At 60.4% G+C, this 20,279-nt stretch carries 22 protein-coding genes; 7 read left to right on the forward strand and 15 right to left on the reverse strand.

The features are described 5' to 3' along the window. Window positions 1-182: 182 nt before the first annotated feature. From H8F22_RS11970 to H8F22_RS11985, 4 genes are all read left to right on the forward strand, one after another. Window positions 183-1,985: a HAMP domain-containing protein gene (locus H8F22_RS11970; protein WP_027923684.1), complete on the forward strand. Its 1,803-nt coding sequence runs from the start codon at window positions 183-185 to the stop codon at window positions 1,983-1,985. Then, entirely contained in the window at window positions 1,982-2,629 is a 648-nt protein-coding gene (gene narL, locus H8F22_RS11975; RefSeq protein ID WP_027923683.1) for a two-component system response regulator NarL, read from the forward strand. The genes H8F22_RS11970 and narL overlap by 4 nt, the downstream gene beginning before the upstream one ends. Window positions 2,630-2,715: 86 nt before the next feature. Further along, on the forward strand, window positions 2,716-3,390 hold the full coding sequence (locus H8F22_RS11980; RefSeq protein ID WP_017338877.1) for a Crp/Fnr family transcriptional regulator: 675 nt from the start codon (window positions 2,716-2,718) through the stop codon (window positions 3,388-3,390). Window positions 3,391-3,464: 74 nt separating this feature from the next. Further along, complete coding sequence (locus H8F22_RS11985; protein WP_027923682.1) at window positions 3,465-3,851, forward strand: putative zinc-binding protein; 387 nt, start codon at window positions 3,465-3,467, stop codon at window positions 3,849-3,851. A 135-nt stretch (window positions 3,852-3,986) separates the two neighbouring features. Here the strand turns inward: H8F22_RS11985 and ubiT are convergent, their stop codons facing one another. The 7 genes from ubiT to norR form a co-directional block, all read right to left on the reverse strand. Beyond that, window positions 3,987-4,457, reverse strand: coding sequence for a ubiquinone anaerobic biosynthesis accessory factor UbiT (gene ubiT / locus H8F22_RS11990; RefSeq protein WP_027923681.1), 471 nt, complete (start codon window positions 4,455-4,457; stop codon window positions 3,987-3,989). Continuing rightward, window positions 4,451-5,341, reverse strand: a complete 891-nt coding sequence (locus H8F22_RS11995; RefSeq protein ID WP_027923680.1) for a U32 family peptidase — start codon at window positions 5,339-5,341, stop codon at window positions 4,451-4,453. Before H8F22_RS11995 ends, ubiT begins: the two co-directional genes overlap by 7 nt. A gap of 10 nt (window positions 5,342-5,351) precedes the next feature. Further along, window positions 5,352-6,347: a ubiquinone anaerobic biosynthesis protein UbiU gene (gene ubiU / locus H8F22_RS12000; protein ID WP_027923679.1), complete on the reverse strand. Its 996-nt coding sequence runs from the start codon at window positions 6,345-6,347 to the stop codon at window positions 5,352-5,354. A 122-nt stretch (window positions 6,348-6,469) separates the two neighbouring features. Beyond that, window positions 6,470-7,705 (reverse strand): molybdopterin molybdotransferase MoeA, encoded by a 1,236-nt coding sequence (locus tag H8F22_RS12005; protein WP_027923678.1) that lies wholly within the window; start codon window positions 7,703-7,705, stop codon window positions 6,470-6,472. After that, window positions 7,702-8,256: a molybdenum cofactor biosynthesis protein B gene (gene moaB, locus H8F22_RS12010; RefSeq protein WP_027923677.1), complete on the reverse strand. Its 555-nt coding sequence runs from the start codon at window positions 8,254-8,256 to the stop codon at window positions 7,702-7,704. Before moaB ends, H8F22_RS12005 begins: the two co-directional genes overlap by 4 nt. A 156-nt stretch (window positions 8,257-8,412) precedes the next feature. Further along, entirely contained in the window at window positions 8,413-9,060 is a 648-nt protein-coding gene (gene pdxH / locus H8F22_RS12015; RefSeq protein ID WP_027923676.1) for a pyridoxamine 5'-phosphate oxidase, read from the reverse strand. An 88-nt stretch (window positions 9,061-9,148) separates the two neighbouring features. Beyond that, window positions 9,149-10,678, reverse strand: a complete 1,530-nt coding sequence (norR, locus tag H8F22_RS12020) for a nitric oxide reductase transcriptional regulator NorR (RefSeq protein WP_059182811.1) — start codon at window positions 10,676-10,678, stop codon at window positions 9,149-9,151. A 155-nt stretch (window positions 10,679-10,833) separates the two neighbouring features. Between norR and ytfE the strand changes: the two genes are divergently transcribed. After that, a complete protein-coding gene (gene ytfE / locus H8F22_RS12025) occupies window positions 10,834-11,508 on the forward strand; it encodes an iron-sulfur cluster repair protein YtfE (protein ID WP_059182810.1) in 675 nt (224 codons plus the stop codon). A gap of 136 nt (window positions 11,509-11,644) precedes the next feature. On the opposite strand, the gene H8F22_RS12030 is transcribed toward ytfE, so the two are convergent. Next, on the reverse strand, window positions 11,645-12,082 hold the full coding sequence (locus tag H8F22_RS12030; RefSeq protein ID WP_027923674.1) for a CopD family copper resistance protein: 438 nt from the start codon (window positions 12,080-12,082) through the stop codon (window positions 11,645-11,647). 28 nt (window positions 12,083-12,110) lie between these two features. Then, on the reverse strand, window positions 12,111-13,301 hold the full coding sequence (locus H8F22_RS12035; protein ID WP_059182809.1) for an NnrS family protein: 1,191 nt from the start codon (window positions 13,299-13,301) through the stop codon (window positions 12,111-12,113). Between the two features lie 484 nt (window positions 13,302-13,785). On the opposite strand from H8F22_RS12035, the gene H8F22_RS12040 reads away from it, so the two are divergent. Together H8F22_RS12040 and H8F22_RS12045 are read left to right on the forward strand one after the other, a co-directional pair. After that, window positions 13,786-14,469 carry a Crp/Fnr family transcriptional regulator gene (locus H8F22_RS12040; protein ID WP_059182808.1) on the forward strand — a complete coding sequence of 228 codons (684 nt, stop codon included), beginning with the start codon at window positions 13,786-13,788 and terminating at the stop codon, window positions 14,467-14,469. Continuing rightward, on the forward strand, window positions 14,466-14,666 hold the full coding sequence (locus H8F22_RS12045) for a hypothetical protein (RefSeq protein WP_027923671.1): 201 nt from the start codon (window positions 14,466-14,468) through the stop codon (window positions 14,664-14,666). Before H8F22_RS12040 ends, H8F22_RS12045 begins: the two co-directional genes overlap by 4 nt. Before the next feature lie 15 nt (window positions 14,667-14,681). On the opposite strand, the gene H8F22_RS12050 is transcribed toward H8F22_RS12045, so the two are convergent. From H8F22_RS12050 to H8F22_RS12075, 6 genes are all read right to left on the reverse strand, one after another. Then, window positions 14,682-16,523, reverse strand: coding sequence for a nitric oxide reductase activation protein NorD (locus H8F22_RS12050; protein WP_059183086.1), 1,842 nt, complete (start codon window positions 16,521-16,523; stop codon window positions 14,682-14,684). 79 nt (window positions 16,524-16,602) lie between these two features. Beyond that, window positions 16,603-18,030: a cbb3-type cytochrome c oxidase subunit I gene (locus tag H8F22_RS12055; RefSeq protein ID WP_027923669.1), complete on the reverse strand. Its 1,428-nt coding sequence runs from the start codon at window positions 18,028-18,030 to the stop codon at window positions 16,603-16,605. Between the two features lie 3 nt (window positions 18,031-18,033). Next, window positions 18,034-18,474: a c-type cytochrome gene (locus H8F22_RS12060; protein ID WP_010460184.1), complete on the reverse strand. Its 441-nt coding sequence runs from the start codon at window positions 18,472-18,474 to the stop codon at window positions 18,034-18,036. A gap of 159 nt (window positions 18,475-18,633) precedes the next feature. Further along, complete coding sequence (locus H8F22_RS12065) at window positions 18,634-18,891, reverse strand: cytochrome C oxidase subunit IV family protein (RefSeq protein ID WP_059182807.1); 258 nt, start codon at window positions 18,889-18,891, stop codon at window positions 18,634-18,636. Between the two features lie 10 nt (window positions 18,892-18,901). Beyond that, entirely contained in the window at window positions 18,902-19,489 is a 588-nt protein-coding gene (locus tag H8F22_RS12070) for a cytochrome c oxidase subunit 3 family protein (protein ID WP_027923666.1), read from the reverse strand. Beyond that, complete coding sequence (locus H8F22_RS12075; RefSeq protein WP_027923665.1) at window positions 19,473-20,276, reverse strand: CbbQ/NirQ/NorQ/GpvN family protein; 804 nt, start codon at window positions 20,274-20,276, stop codon at window positions 19,473-19,475. Before H8F22_RS12075 ends, H8F22_RS12070 begins: the two co-directional genes overlap by 17 nt. Between the last annotated feature and the right edge of the window lie 3 nt (window positions 20,277-20,279).

The raw sequence follows: 20,279 nt of genomic DNA on the forward strand, positions 1-20,279 counted from the left end.
GGTAGTACAGAAAAACCCTAAAACCGTTTGTTTATCAGTGTCTTAAGGTTTTTCGCCAAGGTTTTTTCTGACAAGGATCAGTCGACAACTCTTTAGAGGTAGCGCGCCCGGGATCGGCGGCAAAACCCTGACCTGGGGTTCCACATGCTTTGTTTTCCTGAAATTGTCCGGGACCTGCGCTGATGATGCGCTGGTTGCGCAGCTCCCTGCCCGCTCGCGCCGGGCTGGCCGTGATCCTGATCGCCGTGCTCGCCCTCGCCAGTTCGTTGAGCGCCGGACTGATCGCCTGGTTCAGCCAGGGTGATGCGGCGGCCATCAACACCGCAGGCTCTGTGCGCATGGAGACTTACCACCTGAGCTGGAAACTGGCCGCAGGGGCCACCGGCGAAGAAGTCCTCGCCATCACCGACAGCCTGCAAACCCGTCTGAACAGCCAGCCACTCAAAGCCGTGCTGGAAGATGGCCCGACCACCGCGCTGCAAATCAGCTACGGGCAAATCCAGCGACAATGGAACGAGGATTTGCGTCCGGCACTGGAGCGCGGCGATGCCGCCTATTTTCAGCTCCAGGCCCTGCCCTTCGTTGAGCAACTGAACCATTTCGTCGACCTGTTGCAGCGCCAAAGCGAACAGAAGCAAGGCTGGCAACAAGTTATCCAGGGCTTGGCGCTGTTCACCACGATGATCGTCCTGCTGCTTGGGCTTTACGAACTGCAATATGGCGTGGTCACGCCCTTGAAAGAGTTGGTGGACGCGACCCAGCGTTTTCGTCGTGGCGATTTCAAAGTGCGGGTCAACCATCAGTCCCAGGACGAATTGGGCCAATTGGCCATGAGTTTCAACGCCATGGCCGAGACGATCGAAGACTCGCATCGCACCCTTGAGAGTCAGGTCCAGCAAAAAACCCTGAACCTGCAACAAGCCAATGCTGCCCTTGAATTGCTGTACCAAAGCAGTCGAAGCCTGGCCACACGCCTGGCCAATGCCGAAGGTTTGGATGAGTTGATCCGGCGCTTCCAGCAACGCCTGCCCGGCTTGCGCCTGTCGCTGTGCCTGCAAGGTCAATTGCAGGCCCCGGCCCAACAGTTGCTCGCCCTGCATGGCGCCAACATCCGCGAAGTCTGCGCCAGCAGCGATTGCGCCACGTGCCAGAAGCACCATAAAGCCAGCCCGCAAACCTTCAGCATCAGCAACCAGGGCAGCGAGCTGGGTGAGCTCAAGGCGCATTTTGTCGATGGACACCCGACGCAAGCCTGGGAAACCCAACTGATCCAGGCCCTGGCCAACCTGATCGGCACCTCGCTCTCGCTCAAGCGCCAACGGGAACAGGATCATCGCCTATTGCTGCTCGACGAACGCACGATCATTGCCCGCGAGCTGCACGACTCACTGGCCCAGGCCCTGTCCTACATGAAGCTGCAAGTCAGCCGCCTGCAAACCCTGATGCGTCGTGGCGAACCGATCGAGACCCTGGAAAACGTCACCGCCGAACTGCGCGAAGGGTTAAACAATGCCTACCGCCAGTTACGCGAATTGCTGACCACCTTTCGCTTGCAGATTCACGATGCGGGGCTGGTGCAGGAACTCAAGGACACCGCCGAGGAGTTCTCCCGTCGCGGGGAGTTCCAGGTGCACCTGCACGTCGACGCGCTGGCCTTTCAATTATCGGCCAGCGAACAAATCCACATTCTGCAGATCACCCGCGAGGCGCTCTCCAATTGCCTGCGTCACGCCCATGCGCAAAACGCCTGGCTGCAACTGCGTCAGGACGGTGAAACCGTGAGGCTGATCGTCGAAGACGACGGGCGTGGCTTCAGCGGTAACGTCGACCAACGCGAGCACCACGGCCTGAAAATCATGGATGAGCGGGCACGCAGCTTGCGCGGTGAACTTGAAATAGTCTCCAGGGAGCCGCAAGGCACCCGCGTCCAACTGGAATTCCAACCGGAGTTTCTGGGACAAAAAACAGAAGGTAGCGCCACATGAACCCGCCCCTGCAACACACCATCCTGCTGGTCGATGACCATCCGATGATGCGTCACGGCATCCGCCAGATGCTCGAACTCGAAGATGATTTCCTGATCGTCGGTGAAGCCAGCAACGGCGAAGAAGCGCTCGGACTGATCGAGCCGCTGCAACCGGATCTGGTGTTGCTCGATAACAACATGCCAGTGATGAATGGCATTGAAACCCTGCGCCAGTTACGGGCGATGCACTACACCGGCAAGGTGCTGCTGTTTACGGTCTCGGATGCCGAAGACGATATTCGTGACGCACTGCGCCTGGATGCCGACGGCTACCTGCTCAAGGACATGGAGCCCGAGCTGTTGATTCAGTACATCCGCAATGCCTTGAACGGCCAATTGGTGATCAGCCCGGGGCTGACCCAGGTCATGGCCCAGGCACTGCGCTCACCCCAGCGCCAGACCGTGGTGGAACTGACCGAGCGTGAACGTCAGGTGCTGAAAACCATCGCCAGCGGCTTCAGCAACAAAGTCATCGGGCACAAGCTCGGCATCACTGAAGGGACGGTCAAGGTGCATGTGAAAAACCTGCTGCACAAACTCGGCTTGCGCTCGCGGGTCGAGGCCGCAGTATGGGCCATGGAACATCTGCGCAATGCCGGATGATGGGTATGCCTCTTTGGAGGTAGGCCGGCAGAGGCATAGGTCATCCGGCCGACGCTCTCTACTATGAGCGTCAGCGGAGGTACGCCATGCTGACCCACCCTTCCATCGTTTTAACGTTGCGCCGTCACCATCTGTTCAGCCAGCTACCGGAGAAAATCTTCGAGGAAGTCTGCGGCCTGGCGATGCTCAAGCGCCTGAGTTGTCACAGCACACTCATGCACCAAGGGGATCCGGCCAAGCGCTTTTTCCTGCTGGTCAGCGGCCAGATCAAGTTGTATCGGCTGACCGGCGAAGGCCAGGAGAATCTGGTGGAGATCATCCAGCCGGGCCAGACCTTTGCCGAAGCCTTACTGTTCAGCCAGGCCCGTCTCTACCCGGTCAGCGCCACGGCGCTGAAAGACAGCGTACTGGTGAGTATCGAGGGCAACCACTACCGCAATGCCCTGGAAGATCAGCCGAAAGTCTGCCTGGCGATCCTGGCGAGCATGAGCGTGCACCTGCACCTGCGTCTGCGCGACATCGACACCTTGACCATGGCCAGTGCGAGCCGCCGGGTGATCAATTTCCTGTTCCAGGAACGCAACCCGGTCAGCGGTTTGATTGTGTTGCAGGTGTCCAAACGCCTGGTGGCCTCGAAGCTGGGCATTCAGCCGGAAACCTTTTCGCGGATCTTGCACCGCCTGGTGGACAGCGGCCTGATCGCGATGGAACGCCGCAATATCAGCATCCTAGCCGAAGAGGATCTCGCGGCCTTCCAATAGTCGTAATTGACCGCCGTCAATGCGCAATGCCACCGCTCTTGCAGACTGAAGAAGTCCATCCATGGAGAGTGCTCATGCCCCGTTCAACCTTGCCGCTGATTTATGCCTGCTCAGGCTGCTCCAACGTCGCCCAACTGGCCAACACACTGGCGGTGCGCCTTGATCGCAGCGGCCTGGCGGAAATGTCCTGCATCGTCGGTGTTGGCGGGCATGTGGCGGCGCTGGTCAACAAGGCCCGCTCGGGACGGCGGATTTTTGCGCTGGACGGCTGCCCGCTGCAATGCGTCGAAAACTGCCTGAAGCAACATGGCCTGCACGCGAATGTGCACTTGATTCTTAGCCATTACGGGTTGCGTAAACGCAATGGCGAGGATTGCACGCCAGCGCAGGGGGATGAGTTGTTCGAAGAAATCAGGCAGTTGATTGCGAGTGATGCTCGCCAGCATGAAAACCGCCAGTAAACGATGGTCTGACGGCCACCGAAAATCCAACAGTGGGAGCGAGCCTGCTCGCGAAGGCGGTGTGTCAGTCAGCCTCCATGTGGATGGACTGGCCCCTTCGCGAGCAAGCTCGCTCCCACAGTTAATCTGTATGGGTCAAACCGTCGCCAACCCCTTCCCTGCCCGCTCCAGATTACGCCACAGCCACACAGGCAACACGTCGGGATCGAGGCTGTCGATCAGGTTCTTCAGCGCCAGCCCCAACTCCGTATCCCCCTCAATCACCAAACGCCTGCGAAAGAACAACGTATCCGGATCCTCCTGACGGCTGGCCAGCAATAAAAACTCGCGCCAGTTACCGCTGATGGTCACATGCGCCATGGCATGTTCGGCAATTCGCAACCCTTGACGGGTCAGCGTCAAATACCAGGACAAGCCCAAATCCGGAATCCGCAGGCACAACCAACGCCCGCGCAACACTTCAAACTCACCGTAGCGCAACGGCTCGGCAAGGCAACGATTCAACGCCTGCTGCAACGCCAGACGCTGCACCGCAAAAGGCACCCGGCGCACCAGCGGCAATAACCGGTCGGCACCTTTCAACAGCCATTTTTTTCGGTTCAACACAAGCCGACCTCCTCGATGCGCAACATGCCGGCCTGGCCATGCCAGTAACCGTTACAACCGTCGACGAACACCGGCGGTGTCTCGCCCAGGCGAACCCGTTGATAGGCGGCAATGACCTGCGCCATGCCTTGATCACGAGGGCTCAGTCGCAACAAATCAGCGCCGCAGGCCACCAACCCCGCGTAATCTGCCAGGAGATTGGTCACCTCGGCCGACATCGTCTGAATGCCGTTAATGGTGAACAGTGCTTGCCCTTCCTGACTGGTCAGCGGCAGGCCGTCGGGGTAGTTGATGCAGCAAAACTGGCAGTCGTCCTTGGGCCGGTTTTCCGCCCGCGCGGTGAAGCAGCGTGCGGAATAGGCCAACGGCAAATGCCCATAAGCAAAGACCTCGACTTCCGGGACCTCTCGACCCAGTTCCCGCACCTGATCGAGCACATCGCTAATCAGCGTCGCCGAACACTCCACCGGCGGCACCCAACGGGTCATCCCGCCGTCCAGCAGTTGCGTGAGCGTATGCCCGTTGTACACATTCAGCGCAGGACCGCCCACGAACGGCAACTTGCGCTCGGCCAGAAACTGCACCGCGCCCATGTCATTGGCTTCCACCAACAGTTGGCCGTTGTCGCAGAGCCGCCGCAGGCTAGAGAGTTCGGAGGCCGCTTCGATCAGCGTCAGGCTGGAGAGAACCAGTTGTGCCTGGCTGCATTCTTGTAACTCGCGCCCCAGCCCCAACCATTGATCCAATGAAAATGACCGGCGTTTCGAGCACACGGTTTCCCCCAGATAAATCACATCCAGAGGCAAGGCCGACATCTCGACGTAAAAGTTGCTGAGTTGCTCTTTGTCCCAATAAAACAGGACCGGTCCAAGGCTGAGCTTCATGTCGCCTCCCTCATTGCCATGATCGATGGTAAGCACCCAAAGTGGTCTGGCTGCCTTCGGACAAACCGGCCAACACCCGGCGCCATTCCTCCTTGACCCGAAAACTGCCCGGCGAGCCACGATGGGCATCCAGCGCCGCACGCCAGACACGGGTGACTTGTTCGACATACGCCGGGCTGCGTTGCCGGCCCTCGATTTTGACCGCCTCGACACCGATGGCCGTCAATTCCGGCAGCAAGTCCAGGGTGTCGAGGCTGGTGGGTTCTTCCAGCGCATGAAAGCGTTTGCCGCCGACCAGGAAACGGCCTTTGCACAGGGTCGGATAACCGGCGGGTTCCTCAGGGGTGTAACGGTCGATCAGCACTTCACTGAGCCGTGCGCTCAAGCCGTCGGCGTCTTCGCTCCAGCGCACCGCTTTGGCCGGCGAACAGACGCCACAGAGGTTCGGCGACTCACCGGTAATGTACGAAGACAGATGGCAACGCCCTTCAGCCATGATGCACAAGCTGCCGAAGCCAAAGACTTCGATGGGCACCGGGCTGCTTGCAGCGACCTGACGCACCTGCGCCAACGACAACACCCGTGGCAGTACCGCGCGACGAATTGCGTAGCGCTGCGCATAAAACTCCAGGGCCGCGGCATGGGTCGCCGAGCCCTGCACCGAGAGGTGCAGCGCCAGTTGCGGATGCCGCTGGCTGGCGTAGTTGAGTACGCCGGGGTCGGCGGCGATCAGCGCATCCACACCACAATCGGCGGCGCGATCAACCGCGCGCTGCCAGCGTTCCCAGCCCTTGGGTTGCGGGTAGGTGTTGACCGCGACATAGAGTTTTCGTTGATGCTGACGGATGTGGGCGACCGCCGCGTCGAATTGTTTGTCGTCCATGTTCAGCCCTGCAAAATGCCGGGCGTTGGTGTCATCGCGAAAACCGACATAAACGGCATCGGCGCCTTGGCGCACCGCCGCTTTTAGCGCAGGCAGGTTGCCTGCCGGGCAGACCAGTTGCATGGGTAATCCTCGTGGAAAAACGCGTCTGGACCCTCCCTCGATGCCTGTGGCACAGCGATCGAAAAAGGCGCTGCCAGTCTAGCGAGACCGGCAGGCACAGCCTTGACGGCAATCAATTGCGATCAATGCATCAGGTCGGCGAAGGACAGGAACATCACATTGTCGTGCTTGAGCACTTGCTGCTCGCACTCGATCACCGCCAGGCCATCGGCCCAGCACGCGGCGGTCAACATCGCCGAGCTTTGCTGGGGGTGCAGCTCCACGCTCAACTGACCATCAGCACCGGGTGTCAGCCGTGCCCGCAGGTACTGCCGACGTTTATTGCGCTGCAACCAATCGAACCCGGCGGGCACGGCCAGTGGCGCCGGCAACACATCGCTGACGCCCTGGGCCCTGAGCAGGAACGGGCGCACCACCACCAACGCGGTAATCAGCGCCGCCGAAGGATTGCCCGGCATGCCGATCCAGGGTTTGCCGGCGACTTCGCCGAAGGCCAGCGGCTTGCCCGGCTGAATGGCCAGCCGCCAGAAATCCAGGCTGCCGAGTTCCTCGATCGCTTGTTTGAGGTGATCTTCCTCACCCACCGAGACGCCACCGGAACTCAACAACAGGTCGCATTCCGAAGACGCCAGGCTCAAGGCATGCCGGCTGGCGGCCAACTCATCGGCCATGACGCCATAGTCATGCACCTCGACCCCCCAACCGCTCAACAACGCGGCGAGGCAGTAGCGATTGCTGTTGTAAATCTGCCCGGGCGCCAATGAATCACCCGGCTCACGCAGTTCATTGCCACTGCTGAGCAAGCACACCTGCAACGGTCGATAGACCTCGACCCGCCCGATGCCAGCGCCAGCCAGCAACCCCACTTCTTGCGCACGCAGACGTTTGCCGGCCTGGATTAACAGGTCGCCCCGGCGAACCTCCTCACCTTCTTTGCGCACGTGATCGCCAGTATTGACGGGCGGGAACCACACGCGCTCGCCCTCGATCCGGCAGCGTTCCTGAGGCACCACCGTGTCGGCGCCCGAAGGCAACGGCGCACCGGTAAAGATCTGCACTGCCTGCTGCGCGAGCAAGGGCGAGCATGCCGGATCCCCCGCGGCGATTCGTCCGCCAATCAACAACCAGCCACCCTCCGGTGGCAGGTCAGCGGCCCTGAGGGCATAACCGTCCATGGCGCTGTTGTCCCAGGCCGGCAGGTTGACGGGGGAATGAATGTCCGCCGCCAGCACCCGGCCCAAGGCTTGATCCAGGTCGATCTTTTGCGCCAGGGGCGGCGGCGGTGCCTGGTCCAGCAAACGATTGATAGCCTCGTCCACCGGCATCAAGCGACCAAGGTCACACACCTGGCCGCTCATGAGCGGGGCTCGCAGGCGTCGACGACCCGTTGCCCTTGCGGTTTCAAATGGGGGGCGAAATTGCATGGGCCGGTGCGGCTGTCCAGCTGTTCGAGCAAGATCTGGTTCCAGGCCGTTCGACACGCGCCCGGCGAACCCGGAACGCAGCACACCAGCACGCCATTGCTCATCCCCGCCAATGCCCGTGACTGCAGGCTGGACATGCCGATTTCCGCAAGGGACACCTGACGAAACAGTTCACCGAAGCCTTCCACGTGTTTGTCCAGCAACGGCAAGACCGCTTGTGGTGTGTTGTCGCGCGCGGTGAAACCGGTGCCGCCGGTCATCAATACCACCTGCACCTTGGGGTCGGCGATCCAGTGGGAAACCTTGGCGCGGATCTGATAAATGTCGTCCTTGACCAGACCACGATCGATCAATACATGCCCGGCCGTTTGCAGCAAATCCGTGAGGGTCTGCCCCGAGGTGTCAGTGTCAAAGGTGCGCGTATCGCTGATGGTCAGCACGGCAATGTTCAGGGGTTCAAACGTGCGTTGCGACAGATGGGCCATATCCAAGCCTTCCCGTAAATGAGGGTATGGGGCAAAGCCTGAACTGGAATTCCCGATGAGCCTATTCCTCCAAGGAGGTACCTCTACAGGGACATTGGTTGAGATTGGCACACCGCCTCGCGAGCAGACTCGCTCCCACACTGTCTCCCATCACTATCAAGGCGCCAGGCGGCTGCGATGCCAACCCCCATCGCGCAACCGGTAATCGAGACGGTCATGCAAGCGGTCGGCACGGCCTTGCCAGAATTCCAGCCGATCAGGCTGCAAGCAGTAGCCGCCCCAATGCTCGGGCCGCGGCACGGTCTGGCCGGCAAACCGTTGGGTGGTTTGTATCAACAGCGATTCAAGCTCGGCCCGATTGGCCAATGGTCGGCTTTGCGGTGAGGCCCAGGCGCCCAGGCGACTGTCCTGTGAGCGGGAATCGAAGTACGCATCCGACAGCGTCGGGGCGAGCCTGGACACCTGCCCCTCGATCCGCACCTGACGCTCCAGCCCCGGCCAAAAAAAGGTCATCGCTGCATATGGATTAGAAGCCAATTGCTGCCCCTTGTCGCTCTGGTAATGACCGAAAAACGTGAAGCCTTCATCACTAAAGCCCTTGAGCAGCAGGACCCGACAGTGCGGGCGACCTTCACGGTCGACGGTCGCCAACACCATGCTGTTGGCTTCGACAGGCGCGCGCTCGGTGTCGCGGGCCAGTTGCATCCACTGTCGGAACATGGCCAGCGGATCGTCCAGCGCTGCCTCGTCTTGCAGGCCAAAAAGGGTATAGTTGCGACGCATCTGTGCCAGGGAAAGAGGCATGAGGGTGATCTCCGAAAAGGTTCTGCCCAGTGTGCGAGACTCCGCGCAACAGCACCTTGATCACCATCAACACTGAGCATGCCCGGCCTTACTTGAGGCGCAAACGCCGCGCCAGTTTGTGCAGGTTGCTGGGATCGATTTCCAGGATCCGCGCGGCGCTGGCCCAGTTACTCCCGGACAGGCTCAAGGCCTGGAGAATTTTCTTGCGCTGGTAATCGTCGACCGCTTCCCCCAAGGGCTGGAACGGCGCGTCAGCCGTTTCCTCCAGAGGACTTTCGACAACCACGCCCTGCCCCCCCATGGCACTGTCGAGGTCCAGAATCTCGGGTTCCAGCGTCATGATCAGGGTGCGACTGGTGCCGCGGCTGAGCTGTTTCAACGCGGCTCGGCTGATCACGTGTTCCAGCTCGCGCACGTTGCCCGGCCAGCTGTAAGTCAGCAACGCGCGCTCGGCGGCCGGCGACAGACGCAAACCGCGCAAGCCAAGCCGCGCCCGATTCAGCTCAAGGAAGTGCCCGGCCAGCATCAACACATCGTTACCCCGCTCGCGCAACGGCGGAATCGGCACCGGATAGACCGAGAGCCGGTGATACAGATCCGCCCGAAACAAGCCATCGCGGATGCTGTCCGGCAGGTGCCGGTTAGTCGCAGCGATGATGCGCACATCGACGTGCAACGGCTTGTCGGCGCCGAGGCGCTGGATCTCGCCATTCTGCAGGGTGCGCAGCAGCTTCGCTTGCACGGCCAATGGCAATTCACCGACTTCATCGAGAAACAGCGTGCCGCCGTTGGCCGCATCGAAACGTCCGGCACGGTCACTGGTGGCGCCGGAAAACGCGCCTTTGACATGGCCGAACAATTCACTTTCCGCCAGAGACTCCGGCAAAGCCGCGCAGTTGACCTGCACCAGCGGCTTATGACTGCGACGCGACAGACGATGCAAGCGCCGGGCGAACAGCTCTTTGCCGACGCCGGTCTCGCCCAGCAGCAACACCGGCAGCTCGGAATCGGCCAGTACATCCAGTTCATTGAGCAACTGGTGCAGCACTTCACTTTGCCCGAGGATTTCGCCTTCGTCCGCCGGCCTGCGTACGTCTTGAATATCGCTGCGGGACAAGCGCAGGCTGCGGTTTTCCTGTTCCAGTCGGGTGACTCGCACGGCGGCTTCGATCTGCAAGGTGCAACGCTTGAGTTCCTCCCGCGCACGGCTGTCGAAGGTCCCGGCATGCAGCGCATCGAGGGTGATCGCCCCCCAGATCCGACCTTCCACATACAGGCTCACGCCCATGCAGTCGTGCACTGGCATCGGTTCGCCGGCGTGATTGTCGAGCAAGCCGTCATAGGGATCCGGCAGCCGACTGTCGGGCTCGAACCAGGTGGGTTCGCGCGACGCCATGATTGCCGCCAGCCGCGGATGCTGAGCGATGACAAACCGGCGGCCCAACGCTTCATGCACCAGCCCCACCGTCGCGACCGGCCTGAGGCTGTCGTCATCCAGACGCAGCAATCCCACGGCGCCACTGTTGAAGTACTCGCGCAGGGTCTGGACCAAACGTTGCAACCGCACAGCATTGGGCAACTCGACAATCAGGTCGGCCGCCAGACTTTCACGCAGCATGGTAGTTATTACCCTCTATGGTTGGATTCACCCTAAAGCGTCCGGGTGTCTATCACCACAAATAAAAATTAAGCCATATTTTTCAATACGTTAAATATGGCATGCCGGATGCAATGAGCCTGGGGAACCGTTGAAATTCAAACAAGGAACCCCTGATGAGCCTGACTCTATTGGAACAAAGCCTCGGCCAACTGGCGTGCAACATTCCCGGCGCCACGCGGATTTTCCACACCTTCAAACTGGACTTCTGTTGTGGCGGGCATAAAAGCCTGCTTGAAGCGGCCGCTGGCAAAGGCCTCGATCCGGCTCTGATTGCCGATGCGCTGCACCAGCTGCAAGACACCGGCGAAACCCAGTACGACTGGCGCAACGAACCCTCGGAGCTGTTGATCGCCCATCTTCTGGCGCGCTACCACGCACGCCATCGCGAACAACTGCCGGAACTGATTCGTCTGGCCCGCCGCGTCGAGCAGGTCCATGGTGCCCGCAGCAGTTGCCCCAACGGCCTGGCCGATCTCCTGACCGACATGCAACAAGAACTTGAAGGCCACATGCTCAAGGAAGAACAAGTGCTGTTCCCGATGCTGCAACAAGGCATCGGCCCTCAGGCCGCACCGCCGATCCAAGTGCTGCGCTTTGAACATGATCAACATGGCGAAGCATTGGAAAGGCTGCTTGCGCTGACCAACAACATCACCCCGCCGGCCGATGCCTGTAACACCTGGCGTGCCCTGTATCGCGGGCTGCTGGAGTTTCGTGATGACCTGATGCAACACATCCATCTGGAAAACAACGTGTTGTTCGTCAACGCACTTAAACCTCGCCATTGATCGATTGCTGGTCATACAAAACCAGTGACACAGCATTCGCGAGCAGGCTCGCTCCCACAGGGGAACGGTATCCCAATGTGGAAGCGAGCCGGCTCGCCAATGGCGCCATTACAGGGTTACGGGTTCTCCCGCGCGATCAACCGTGCCAATAGAACATGGCCTTGGCCAGGATCACGATCAACACCATGTGCGCGAGGATGCTGCGGCGAATCCAAGTGGCGCGGGTCGTGGTCAGACGTGCGCTTTTCAGCCAGTACGCCAGCAGAAAGTAATGGCCGATGATGCTCAGGGCCAGGATGATCTTCAGGCTCAGCAACGTACCAAAACTGCTCGCCAGCGGCTGACTCAATACACCCCGGTGTTGCCACGCCAGGCTGATACCGGCGCCATACAACAGCAACACCACGCCATGCAGCACCTTGCGCGAACGCACTGCAATCGCTTGATCGGCGCTCGTTTGCGCGCTAACTGCCACCTGCTGGCGGGCGTTGTGCCAGATCACCACCTCGAAAAACAGCGTGCCGATGAAGGCAATCGCCGCCAGCAAGTGGGTGACCAGTAAAAAGGGATACATCACCGGCAGCCTCCATCAGTTAACGTGCTTAGCCCGGATGGCCGTCCACTCGGGACTGCAATAGCATCGGCCCATAGCGCCAGGCGTATAGCGCAAACGCCAGCACCCAACACAGACCCGCCAGCCACAACGCCGGCAAGGGGAAAAACAGGATCAACACGACCCGGCTCAGACAGGCCAGGTTGAGCAGAATGAACGCCAGGGTCATGCCCGACGGCGGCTCCAGCGCGCGGCCGGTATGCCCCAGGCTGACCCGTGCAATCATCGCCAGCACCAGGCCACCCATGGCACCAATGGTCAGGCAATGCACCGCCAGACTCGAATTGATCGGCACACCGAAATGCCACAGCGCCATCCCGAGACAGGCCACCGCCAACCAGGCATAAGCCAGGTACAACGACCACAACAACGGCACATGCCAGAGGGCGCGATCATGCCAGCGCACCAGGCGCACCAGATGCCCTGCGGCCAACACCGCGAACAACAGGCCCACCCAGAAATCGGGGACAAGCGCAGGTCCCGCGGCATAGAGCAACGCCACCAGCGGTGAGCCAATCAGCAGCAGCCAATCCAGCCACGGCCAAGGGGTAACGCCCTCGACCTTGCCGAGGCCGCGCTGGATGAAGAACGGAATGACGCGCCCACCGATCAAACCCATCATTGCCGCCACCAGCCACAGACCCGTCAACACGCCTTGACGCTGCCAGCCTTCATGACCTTCGACCAGACCATACAGGGACAACCCATCGGCCGCCGCTAACAGCAGCAACACCACCGCAATGGGGTAGTTACGTTTCTGCCGCACCTTCCACAAGGTGAATCCCATGAGCGCAGCCACCGCCAGCGGGAACGCCAGTTCCAGCACCGCGAGCACCGGCAACGGTGCATTGACCAGCCAGGCCACGCGCGCCAATAACCACAGCAGCGCCAACATGGCCAGTGGTTGCCCGCTGATGCCGGGGCGACCGGTCCAGGTCTGCACCGCCGTCAGCAGAAAGCCGGCGATGATCGCCAAGCCGAATCCGAACAGCAATTCGTGTCGATGCCAGCCCAGCCAGCCACCCGCCGGCTGCCAGCCGGAAAGCTCACCACTGAAGGCGAACAGCCAGAGTGGAATGACCAGCACCGCCAGCAGGCAGCCGGCGAGGAAAAATGGCCGAAAGGCCAAACGCAACAGCGGCGCGATAGCCATCGCTTTACGGCGGTCAAGCACTTGCATAAAGCTACTCCTTTACCTTGCTGCTGACCTGACGCCAACCCACACGCGTCAAGGCAAGTCCGGGGGCAATCATCGGGTATTGACGATTAATTGCCTTTGTCGCAGATCAAGTGTGCAAGGGCCGTGCCCTGATGTTCATTCGCCCCCTGTGGTGAGAGGACCTGCTCCCTGCGGGATGGGGTTCAGGGTAGAAATGACCATTTAAGGGTTATTTGAACCCTAAACCCCATAGTCGTTTTTACCCTCCTATCTGACAACCCCAGTAAACAACGGACTCCAGGCATGGCCCGCGTCTTGCTCAATGGTTCAGAAATCAAGGAAAACTTGATCCTTCTCGAACCCCAGGAGTCGTCATGAAAAAAGTCATCCAGCCATTGGCCTGGTTTGTGGTGCTGACCTCGGTGCTGGCGTTGGCCAGCGGTGTCTCGCTGGGCCTCGTTTGACTTGATCGCCATCCCCTCCTCAAACCTCAGGATGAATTTTTATGGTGCTTCATCGCGTCCATCACCAGATTCTGCGCAGCCATCACTTGTTCGAGCCGTTGAACGAAGAACAGCTGGATGAGTTGATGAGTACCAGCCACTTGCTGAGCATCGACAAAGGCGAACCGTTGTTCCGTCAGGGCGAGCCGGCAGACTCGTTCTATTTCGTGATTGCCGGCGCGGTGAAAATCTATCGCCTGACGCCCGACGGGCAGGAGAAAGTGTTTGAGGTCATTGGTGACCGGCAAACCTTCGCCGAAGCGATGATGCTGATGGACACCCCGAACTATGTGGCCTCGGCCGAAGCGATCTGCCCCACTCAGCTCTATCGGTTATCCAACAACACCTATATGCGCCTGCTGCAAAGTAACAGCCGACTGACCTTTGCGCTGCTCGGCAAGCTGTGCGTTCGCTTGCATCAACGGGTCAACGAAATCGAAACCCTGTCATTGAAAAACGCTACCCACCGGGTCGTGCGTTATCTGCTGACGCAACTGGTGCGCCAGCAAACCGTTGGCAGCCAATTCGAACTGCCAATGGCCAAGCAACTGATTGCCGGGCACCTGTCGATCCAGCCGGAAACCTTTTCGCGGATCATCCGTCGCCTGATCGATGAAAACATCATCACCCAGGACGGCCGCCAGATCGCCATTCTCGATCGTCTGCGCCTGGAACAGTTCGAGTGAGTGCCCTGCCCGTCTGTCTGTATTGCCAACGCGCCAACCCCGCACAAGAAACCGAGTGCCTCCAGTGCGGCATGCCCCTGCCGGTATTGGCCGCACACGCGGCGCAACGTCGGCTGCGCCGATTCACGTGGTTCTGCATCGGCCTGACGATCTTCTGCGTGACGATGTTTTTCTGGCTGCCACGCGGCAGCAGTTGATGCTGCGTGCCCCCCTCAAGGTTGGGTCAACTGGCGGTACAGCTGCGGCAATCGCAGGGGTAATTGCTCGGGCTGACGGATCAAGGTGTAGCCATTGGCGCCGAACATGTAAGGCAGGTAATCCCCGGCCTCGTGATCAATCGTGATGCAAAACGGCGTCAACCCCTTGCGCCGCGCCTCCAGCACCGCTTCGCGGGTGTCTTCAACGCCGTAACGTCCCTCGTACAAGTCCAGATCGTTCGGTTTGCCATCCGTGAGCAATAGCAACAGTTTGCTGCGGCGCTTGCTCTTGCCCAGCAGTTGGGTGGCCTGGCGGATGGCGGCGCCCATGCGCGTGTAATAACCCGGTTTTAGCCCTTGAATACGACCGCGGGTGCTGTCGTCATAACGCTGGGTGAAAGACTTGAGTTCCTGCATCCGCACTTGATGACGGCGCAACGAGGAAAACCCGTACAGGGCGAAATCATCACCGAGCACCGACAGGGTCTCACCGAACAGCAGCAAGCTGTCGCGGATGACATCAATCACCCGATGCTCATCGTTCAAGTGCGCGTCGGTGGACATCGACACATCGGCCAGCAACAGGCACGCCAGGTCACGGCGTGTCTGCCGTTGTTCCATGAATAAACCGCGTTCCGCACACTGGCCATGCTCGCGTTCAACGTGAAAATCCAGCCAGGCCTGCATATCCAGTTCAGACCCTTGGGGTTGCTGGCGTAACCATTGGCGGTCATTGCGCAGATGCTCGAACTGGCGCCGCAGACGGTGCGCCGAAGCTTTCAGCCGTGGCGGCAGTGGCTGCGCCTCGCAGTCCCGGGGCACCATCATTTGCAGATTGACGAAGGCGTCTTGCATCTGCTGTTTGCGATAGTCCCACTCCGGCAACTTGATGCCCTCGCCCAGGGGAATATCGTCGACATCGGCCGGCGGTAAATCCAGGTGCAGCTTGAGGCCGCCGCCCTTGCGCAGACGGGTGCGCGACAGGCTCAACTCGTCGAGATCCTCGGCGACTTTGGCCGCGTCCGGGTCCTCACTGTCGTCCGACCAGCGATCCAGGTCCACGTGTTCGGTCCAGCTGAACAGGTTCTCCAGACGCACGATTAACAACCCGCCATCGCGGGTGCTTTCATCGATCCGCTTGGCGCGTTTGCTTGCGCCCTTTTGCTCACCGGGAGGGGTCGTCAACGATTCTTCGGACTCCTCCCCCAGGTCGGCAGCCTGCGGGCTCGCGAGGTTTTGCGGCGGGTACAACCACAGCGGCAACGGCCACGCGGCCCGTTCGCTGCGGGGAAAATGTTCGACACTGCCGGGCTCGCGCAGCGCCTGGCATAACGCCCGTTCCAGGGCCGCTTCGCCACGACTCAATGTGGCCGGATCCGGGCGCAATTGCAGGTGAGCATCGACCAGGCGTTTGTACCGGGTACGCAACGCGGGATAACGCCGTAACAGCAGTTGCGTCCAGCGTTGATTGTCCCGGCCCCAGTGCCGCATTTGGCCGGCCTGTGCCGCCAGCAAGGCGAGCCAACGATAGAGTTCCTCGTTCAGTGCGATTTCGGGAAACACCGCGAGGCTCGACGGCAGACGAAGGTTGCTCGCGTCGCACCACGCCAGGGGCACTTGCTTGCAGGTACCGGCGATCTGCTGCAGCACATTGCGCCGCAACAGCAGATCGCGGTCACTGGCGGCTTCGACACCGATGCCACTGGCGCCGCCCATGGCGCGAAACAGCAGCGCCAGCGGACGTTGCTGGCTGGCCAGTTCGACGCGTGCCTCGGGGAAGTCCGGGCTGGCGCGCCGGGTGATGAAGCGATGCCAGACGCTGCCGACCCACTCTTCCAGTTCGACGGTAAAGGCCATGATCATTGCCCTTTTTTGTAAAGCAAAAAAACGGCCCGCTGTATCAGCCGGGCCGACCTTTTCTAGCCGTGCCAGCGGCTCATGAAGGCACCACGGCCGCCGGGGCGCGCAACGCTGCGCGGCCACGTTGCTTGAAGCTGAACAGGTAACAGAGCAGTCCCGCAAGGAAACCAAGACCGGCGCCAAAACGGGCCCAGAACAGCACCTGCAGATGTTCGACCGTGGCCATGAAGGGCAACGCGACACCATCGACCTGCCAGCGTTGCAGGTAAACCTGAACGACACCGGCTGCGGTGAGGAACAGCGTGATCATCACCATCGACAGGGTCATCAACCAGAAGCCCCAGATTTCGAAGGTCTGCGAGCGCTCATCGCCTGCTTCACCCAACCCGCGCAGTCGTGGCATGGCGTAGCTGATCAAGGTCATCACGATCATCGCGTAAGCACCGTAGAAAGCCAGGTGGCCGTGCGCCGCCGTCAGTTGCGAACCGTGGGTGTAGAAGTTGACCGGTGCCAGGGTATGTAAAAAGCCCCAGACGCCAGCACCGAAGAACGCTGTGACGACGGTTCCCTTGGCCCACAGGGTGGCGGCGCGGTTCGGGTGTTGCCGGCGGCGGTTCTTCACCATGCTGAAGGCGAAGATCACCATGGCCAGGAACGGCAGCGGTTCGAGTGCCGAGAAAATTGAACCGACCCACAACCAGACCTCAGGCGCACCAATCCAGAAGAAGTGGTGACCGGTGCCGATGATCCCGGTAATCAGCGCCATGGCGATGATCACATACAGCCATTTCTCCACGACTTCCCGGTCTACCCCGGTGATCTTGATCAGGACGAACGCGAGCATCGAACCCATGATCAGTTCCCACACGCCTTCCACCCAAAGATGCACCACCCACCACCAGTAGAACTTGTCGCGGGCCAGGTTGCCGGGGTTATAGAAGGAGAACAGGAAGAACACCGCGAGCCCGATCAACCCGGTCATCATCACCATGCTGACGGTGGTCTTGCGACCTTTGAGCAGGGTCATGCCGATGTTGTAGAGGAAGCCCAGGCACACCACCACAATGCCCATCTTGGTGATGGTCGGTTGCTCCAGGAACTCCCGGCCCATGGTCGGCAGCAGTTCGTTGTGGGTCAGCCTGGCCAGGCCGGCATACGGCACCAGCAGATAGCCCAGGATCGTCAGCACACCCGCGGCGGCGAATACCCAGAACAGAATGATCGCCAGTTTAGGGCTGTGCAGTTCGCGATCGGCCTCTTCCGGAATCAGGTAGTAGGCGGCGCCCATGAAGCCGAACAGCAGCCAGACGATCAGCAGGTTGGTGTGCACCATCCGCGCCACGTTGAAGGGGATGATCGGGAACAGAAAGTCCCCTATCACGTATTGCAGACCCATGATCAAACCGAACAACACCTGACCGAGAAACAGGATCAGGGCGAACACGAAGTACGGTTTGGCCACGGCTTGCGAGGCGAATTTCAGATGTGGATTGGCAACGCTCATCGCTTAGCCCTCCTTGTTTGGCGGCCAGCCATTGGTGTTGATGTTCGAGCTCCATTTGAGGAACTCGGCGATGTCATCCACCTCCTGGTCGCTCAACTTGAATTGCGGCATCGCGCGCCGGCCGGGTACGCCCAATGGCTGCATTTTCATCCAGGCATGCAGAAAGGGTTTGAAGCCCGCTTCCCCACCGCGCCGCTGGAACACATTGCCCAGCTCAGGCGCAAAGTAGGCGCCCTCGCCCAGCAGCGTGTGGCAGCCGATGCAGTTGTTTTGCTCCCAGACCAACTTTCCGCGCACCACGGATTCGGTGAGTTGCGCCTCATTACTGCGGGCTGGAAAGGTCTGTTCCGTGTGATAGGTCAAGGCCAGGAATATCAGGAAGAAGAAGATGCTTCCCCCGAAATAGATGTTCCTGGCCATGCCTTTGGTGAAGGTCTCTGACATGGTCGCTTCCTCTTTGCTTGGCCCGTCCATGATAGGAAGCGAAGGGTTGAAACCTGCTTGATGGCGATCAAGAAAGTCAGATGGTTTTGGTCGGGTATTACACTTGAGCCCTACTCGGTCCCTGTAGCAGCTGGCGAAGCCTGCTGCTACAGGGATTGGTTAACGGAACGACACCAGTGTCAGGCCTACCACCGTCGCCAACACCAGCGCCCAGCTCAACATCAACCGCCGCCACAGTCGCGGTGCGTGGCGCATCTCCATGAAGCCGTCGGTGATCAGCCAGGCCTTGCCGACCGCCACCAGCAAGATGGCCATCGACAGCAGCGATGTCGCGCCAACGTGCGCCAGGACGACAGTGCACACACTTAACGTGGCAAGCGCCGCCCAACAGACGAGCAATACCCTGGAAACAGACATGAAAACCTCGTCAACTCAGCACGTAGACCAGCGGAAACAGCATGACCCAGATCAGATCGACCATGTGCCAATAGAGCACGCCGGATTCAAAACCGCTGCGCTTGCTGGCGTCATACAAGCCACGGCGACAGCGCTCCGCGAGCCACCCGAGAATGACCATGCCGAGCAGTACGTGGAGAAAATGAAAACCGGTGAGGATCCAGTAGAGGGTGAAAAAGGTGTTGTGCTCCATGCCCAGCCCCGAGGCGAGCAAGTGCCGGTATTCCGTGAGTTTCAGCACCACGTAAACACTGGCGACGAGTAACGCCATCAGCAGGAAGACCGCACTGTGACGCGGCCGCGAGCGCCTGACTTGCGCTTGCGCCAGCGCGGCGAACAGCCCCGCAGTGAGCAGGCTCAGGGTCATCGCCAACCCGGTTGAGGTGTTCAGCAACAGGCGGCTTTCACTGAACATCTGCGGCTTGATCGCTTGGGTCACGGCGAACGCCAGGATCAGGATGGCGAACACCGACAGCTCGGCCAGAATGAAAAACCACATCGCCAGATCGCCCGGCAAGTGACGGCGCAAGACGCCCGTGGACTCAGCCGAAGTGGACATCAACCACGTCCATCAGCGCGGCAACGGTCAACGGATCGTCGCTCAGCGGCTCGGCCAGGCAGGCCATGCAGGCCTCACGCGGGCTCATGCCGGAGCGGATCATGCGCGCGGTAAAAATCAGCAGCCGCGTTGAGGCGACCTCTTCCAGATCATGTTGATCGAGCCGGCGCAGCGCCTGGCCCAACCGCACCACTTGCGCCGCCAGCGCGTTGTCCACCTGGGCTTCCCGGGCCACGATACGTTCCTCGTCGGCCACCGGTGGATAGCCGAAACGCATCGCCACGAAACGCTGGCGGGTGCTGGGTTTCATGCCTTTGAGCAGGTTCTGGTAACCGGGGTTGTAGGAGACCACCAGCATGAAGGACGGCGGCGCCTTCAGCACTTCGCCGGTGCGTTCCAGGAACAGTTCACGACGATCATCGGCCAATGGATGCAACACCACCACGGTGTCCTGACGCGCCTCGACCACTTCGTCGAGGTAACAGATGCCGCCTTCACGCACCGCGCGGGTCAGCGGTCCGTCCTGCCACCAGGTGCCCTGGGCACCGATCAGGTGGCGGCCGATCAGGTCGGCCGCGCTCAGATCGTCATGACAAGCCACGGTGTACAGCGGCAGTTTCAGCCGATGGGCCATGTGCTGGACGAAACGGGTTTTGCCGCAGCCCGTCGGCCCCTTGATCAGTACTGGCATGCCGTGACGCCAGGCTTGTTCGAACAGCACCTCCTCATTATTGAGCGGTTGGTAGAAGGGTTCGGTCGGGTGTTCGCAAGGCTGGATACGGTCCATGGC

It is taken from the genome of Pseudomonas mucoides (assembly GCF_015461845.1).
GTDB lineage: Bacteria > Pseudomonadota > Gammaproteobacteria > Pseudomonadales > Pseudomonadaceae > Aquipseudomonas > Aquipseudomonas mucoides.

What these genes read in the sequence shown, in the direction of transcription:
- H8F22_RS12070 (WP_027923666.1), bottom strand. Translation starts at nt 19,489, where the DNA reads ATGTCCACTTCGGCTGAGTCCACGGGCGTCTTGCGCCGTCACTTGCCG.
- H8F22_RS12035 (WP_059182809.1), bottom strand. Translation starts at nt 13,301, where the DNA reads ATGCAAGTGCTTGACCGCCGTAAAGCGATGGCTATCGCGCCGCTGTTG.
- H8F22_RS12060 (WP_010460184.1), bottom strand. Translation starts at nt 18,474, where the DNA reads ATGTCAGAGACCTTCACCAAAGGCATGGCCAGGAACATCTATTTCGGG.
- H8F22_RS11980 (WP_017338877.1), top strand. Translation starts at nt 2,716, where the DNA reads ATGCTGACCCACCCTTCCATCGTTTTAACGTTGCGCCGTCACCATCTG.
- H8F22_RS12040 (WP_059182808.1), top strand. Translation starts at nt 13,786, where the DNA reads ATGGTGCTTCATCGCGTCCATCACCAGATTCTGCGCAGCCATCACTTG.
- H8F22_RS12050 (WP_059183086.1), bottom strand. Translation starts at nt 16,523, where the DNA reads ATGGCCTTTACCGTCGAACTGGAAGAGTGGGTCGGCAGCGTCTGGCAT.
- pdxH (WP_027923676.1), bottom strand. Translation starts at nt 9,060, where the DNA reads ATGCCTCTTTCCCTGGCACAGATGCGTCGCAACTATACCCTTTTTGGC.
- H8F22_RS11995 (WP_027923680.1), bottom strand. Translation starts at nt 5,341, where the DNA reads ATGAAGCTCAGCCTTGGACCGGTCCTGTTTTATTGGGACAAAGAGCAA.
- ytfE (WP_059182810.1), top strand. Translation starts at nt 10,834, where the DNA reads ATGAGCCTGACTCTATTGGAACAAAGCCTCGGCCAACTGGCGTGCAAC.
- H8F22_RS12065 (WP_059182807.1), bottom strand. Translation starts at nt 18,891, where the DNA reads ATGTCTGTTTCCAGGGTATTGCTCGTCTGTTGGGCGGCGCTTGCCACG.
- H8F22_RS11970 (WP_027923684.1), top strand. Translation starts at nt 183, where the DNA reads ATGATGCGCTGGTTGCGCAGCTCCCTGCCCGCTCGCGCCGGGCTGGCC.
- H8F22_RS12005 (WP_027923678.1), bottom strand. Translation starts at nt 7,705, where the DNA reads ATGAGCGGCCAGGTGTGTGACCTTGGTCGCTTGATGCCGGTGGACGAG.
- H8F22_RS11985 (WP_027923682.1), top strand. Translation starts at nt 3,465, where the DNA reads ATGCCCCGTTCAACCTTGCCGCTGATTTATGCCTGCTCAGGCTGCTCC.
- H8F22_RS12055 (WP_027923669.1), bottom strand. Translation starts at nt 18,030, where the DNA reads ATGAGCGTTGCCAATCCACATCTGAAATTCGCCTCGCAAGCCGTGGCC.
- H8F22_RS12030 (WP_027923674.1), bottom strand. Translation starts at nt 12,082, where the DNA reads ATGTATCCCTTTTTACTGGTCACCCACTTGCTGGCGGCGATTGCCTTC.
- norR (WP_059182811.1), bottom strand. Translation starts at nt 10,678, where the DNA reads ATGCTGCGTGAAAGTCTGGCGGCCGACCTGATTGTCGAGTTGCCCAAT.
- moaB (WP_027923677.1), bottom strand. Translation starts at nt 8,256, where the DNA reads ATGGCCCATCTGTCGCAACGCACGTTTGAACCCCTGAACATTGCCGTG.
- H8F22_RS12075 (WP_027923665.1), bottom strand. Translation starts at nt 20,276, where the DNA reads ATGGACCGTATCCAGCCTTGCGAACACCCGACCGAACCCTTCTACCAA.
- narL (WP_027923683.1), top strand. Translation starts at nt 1,982, where the DNA reads ATGAACCCGCCCCTGCAACACACCATCCTGCTGGTCGATGACCATCCG.
- ubiU (WP_027923679.1), bottom strand. Translation starts at nt 6,347, where the DNA reads ATGCAACTGGTCTGCCCGGCAGGCAACCTGCCTGCGCTAAAAGCGGCG.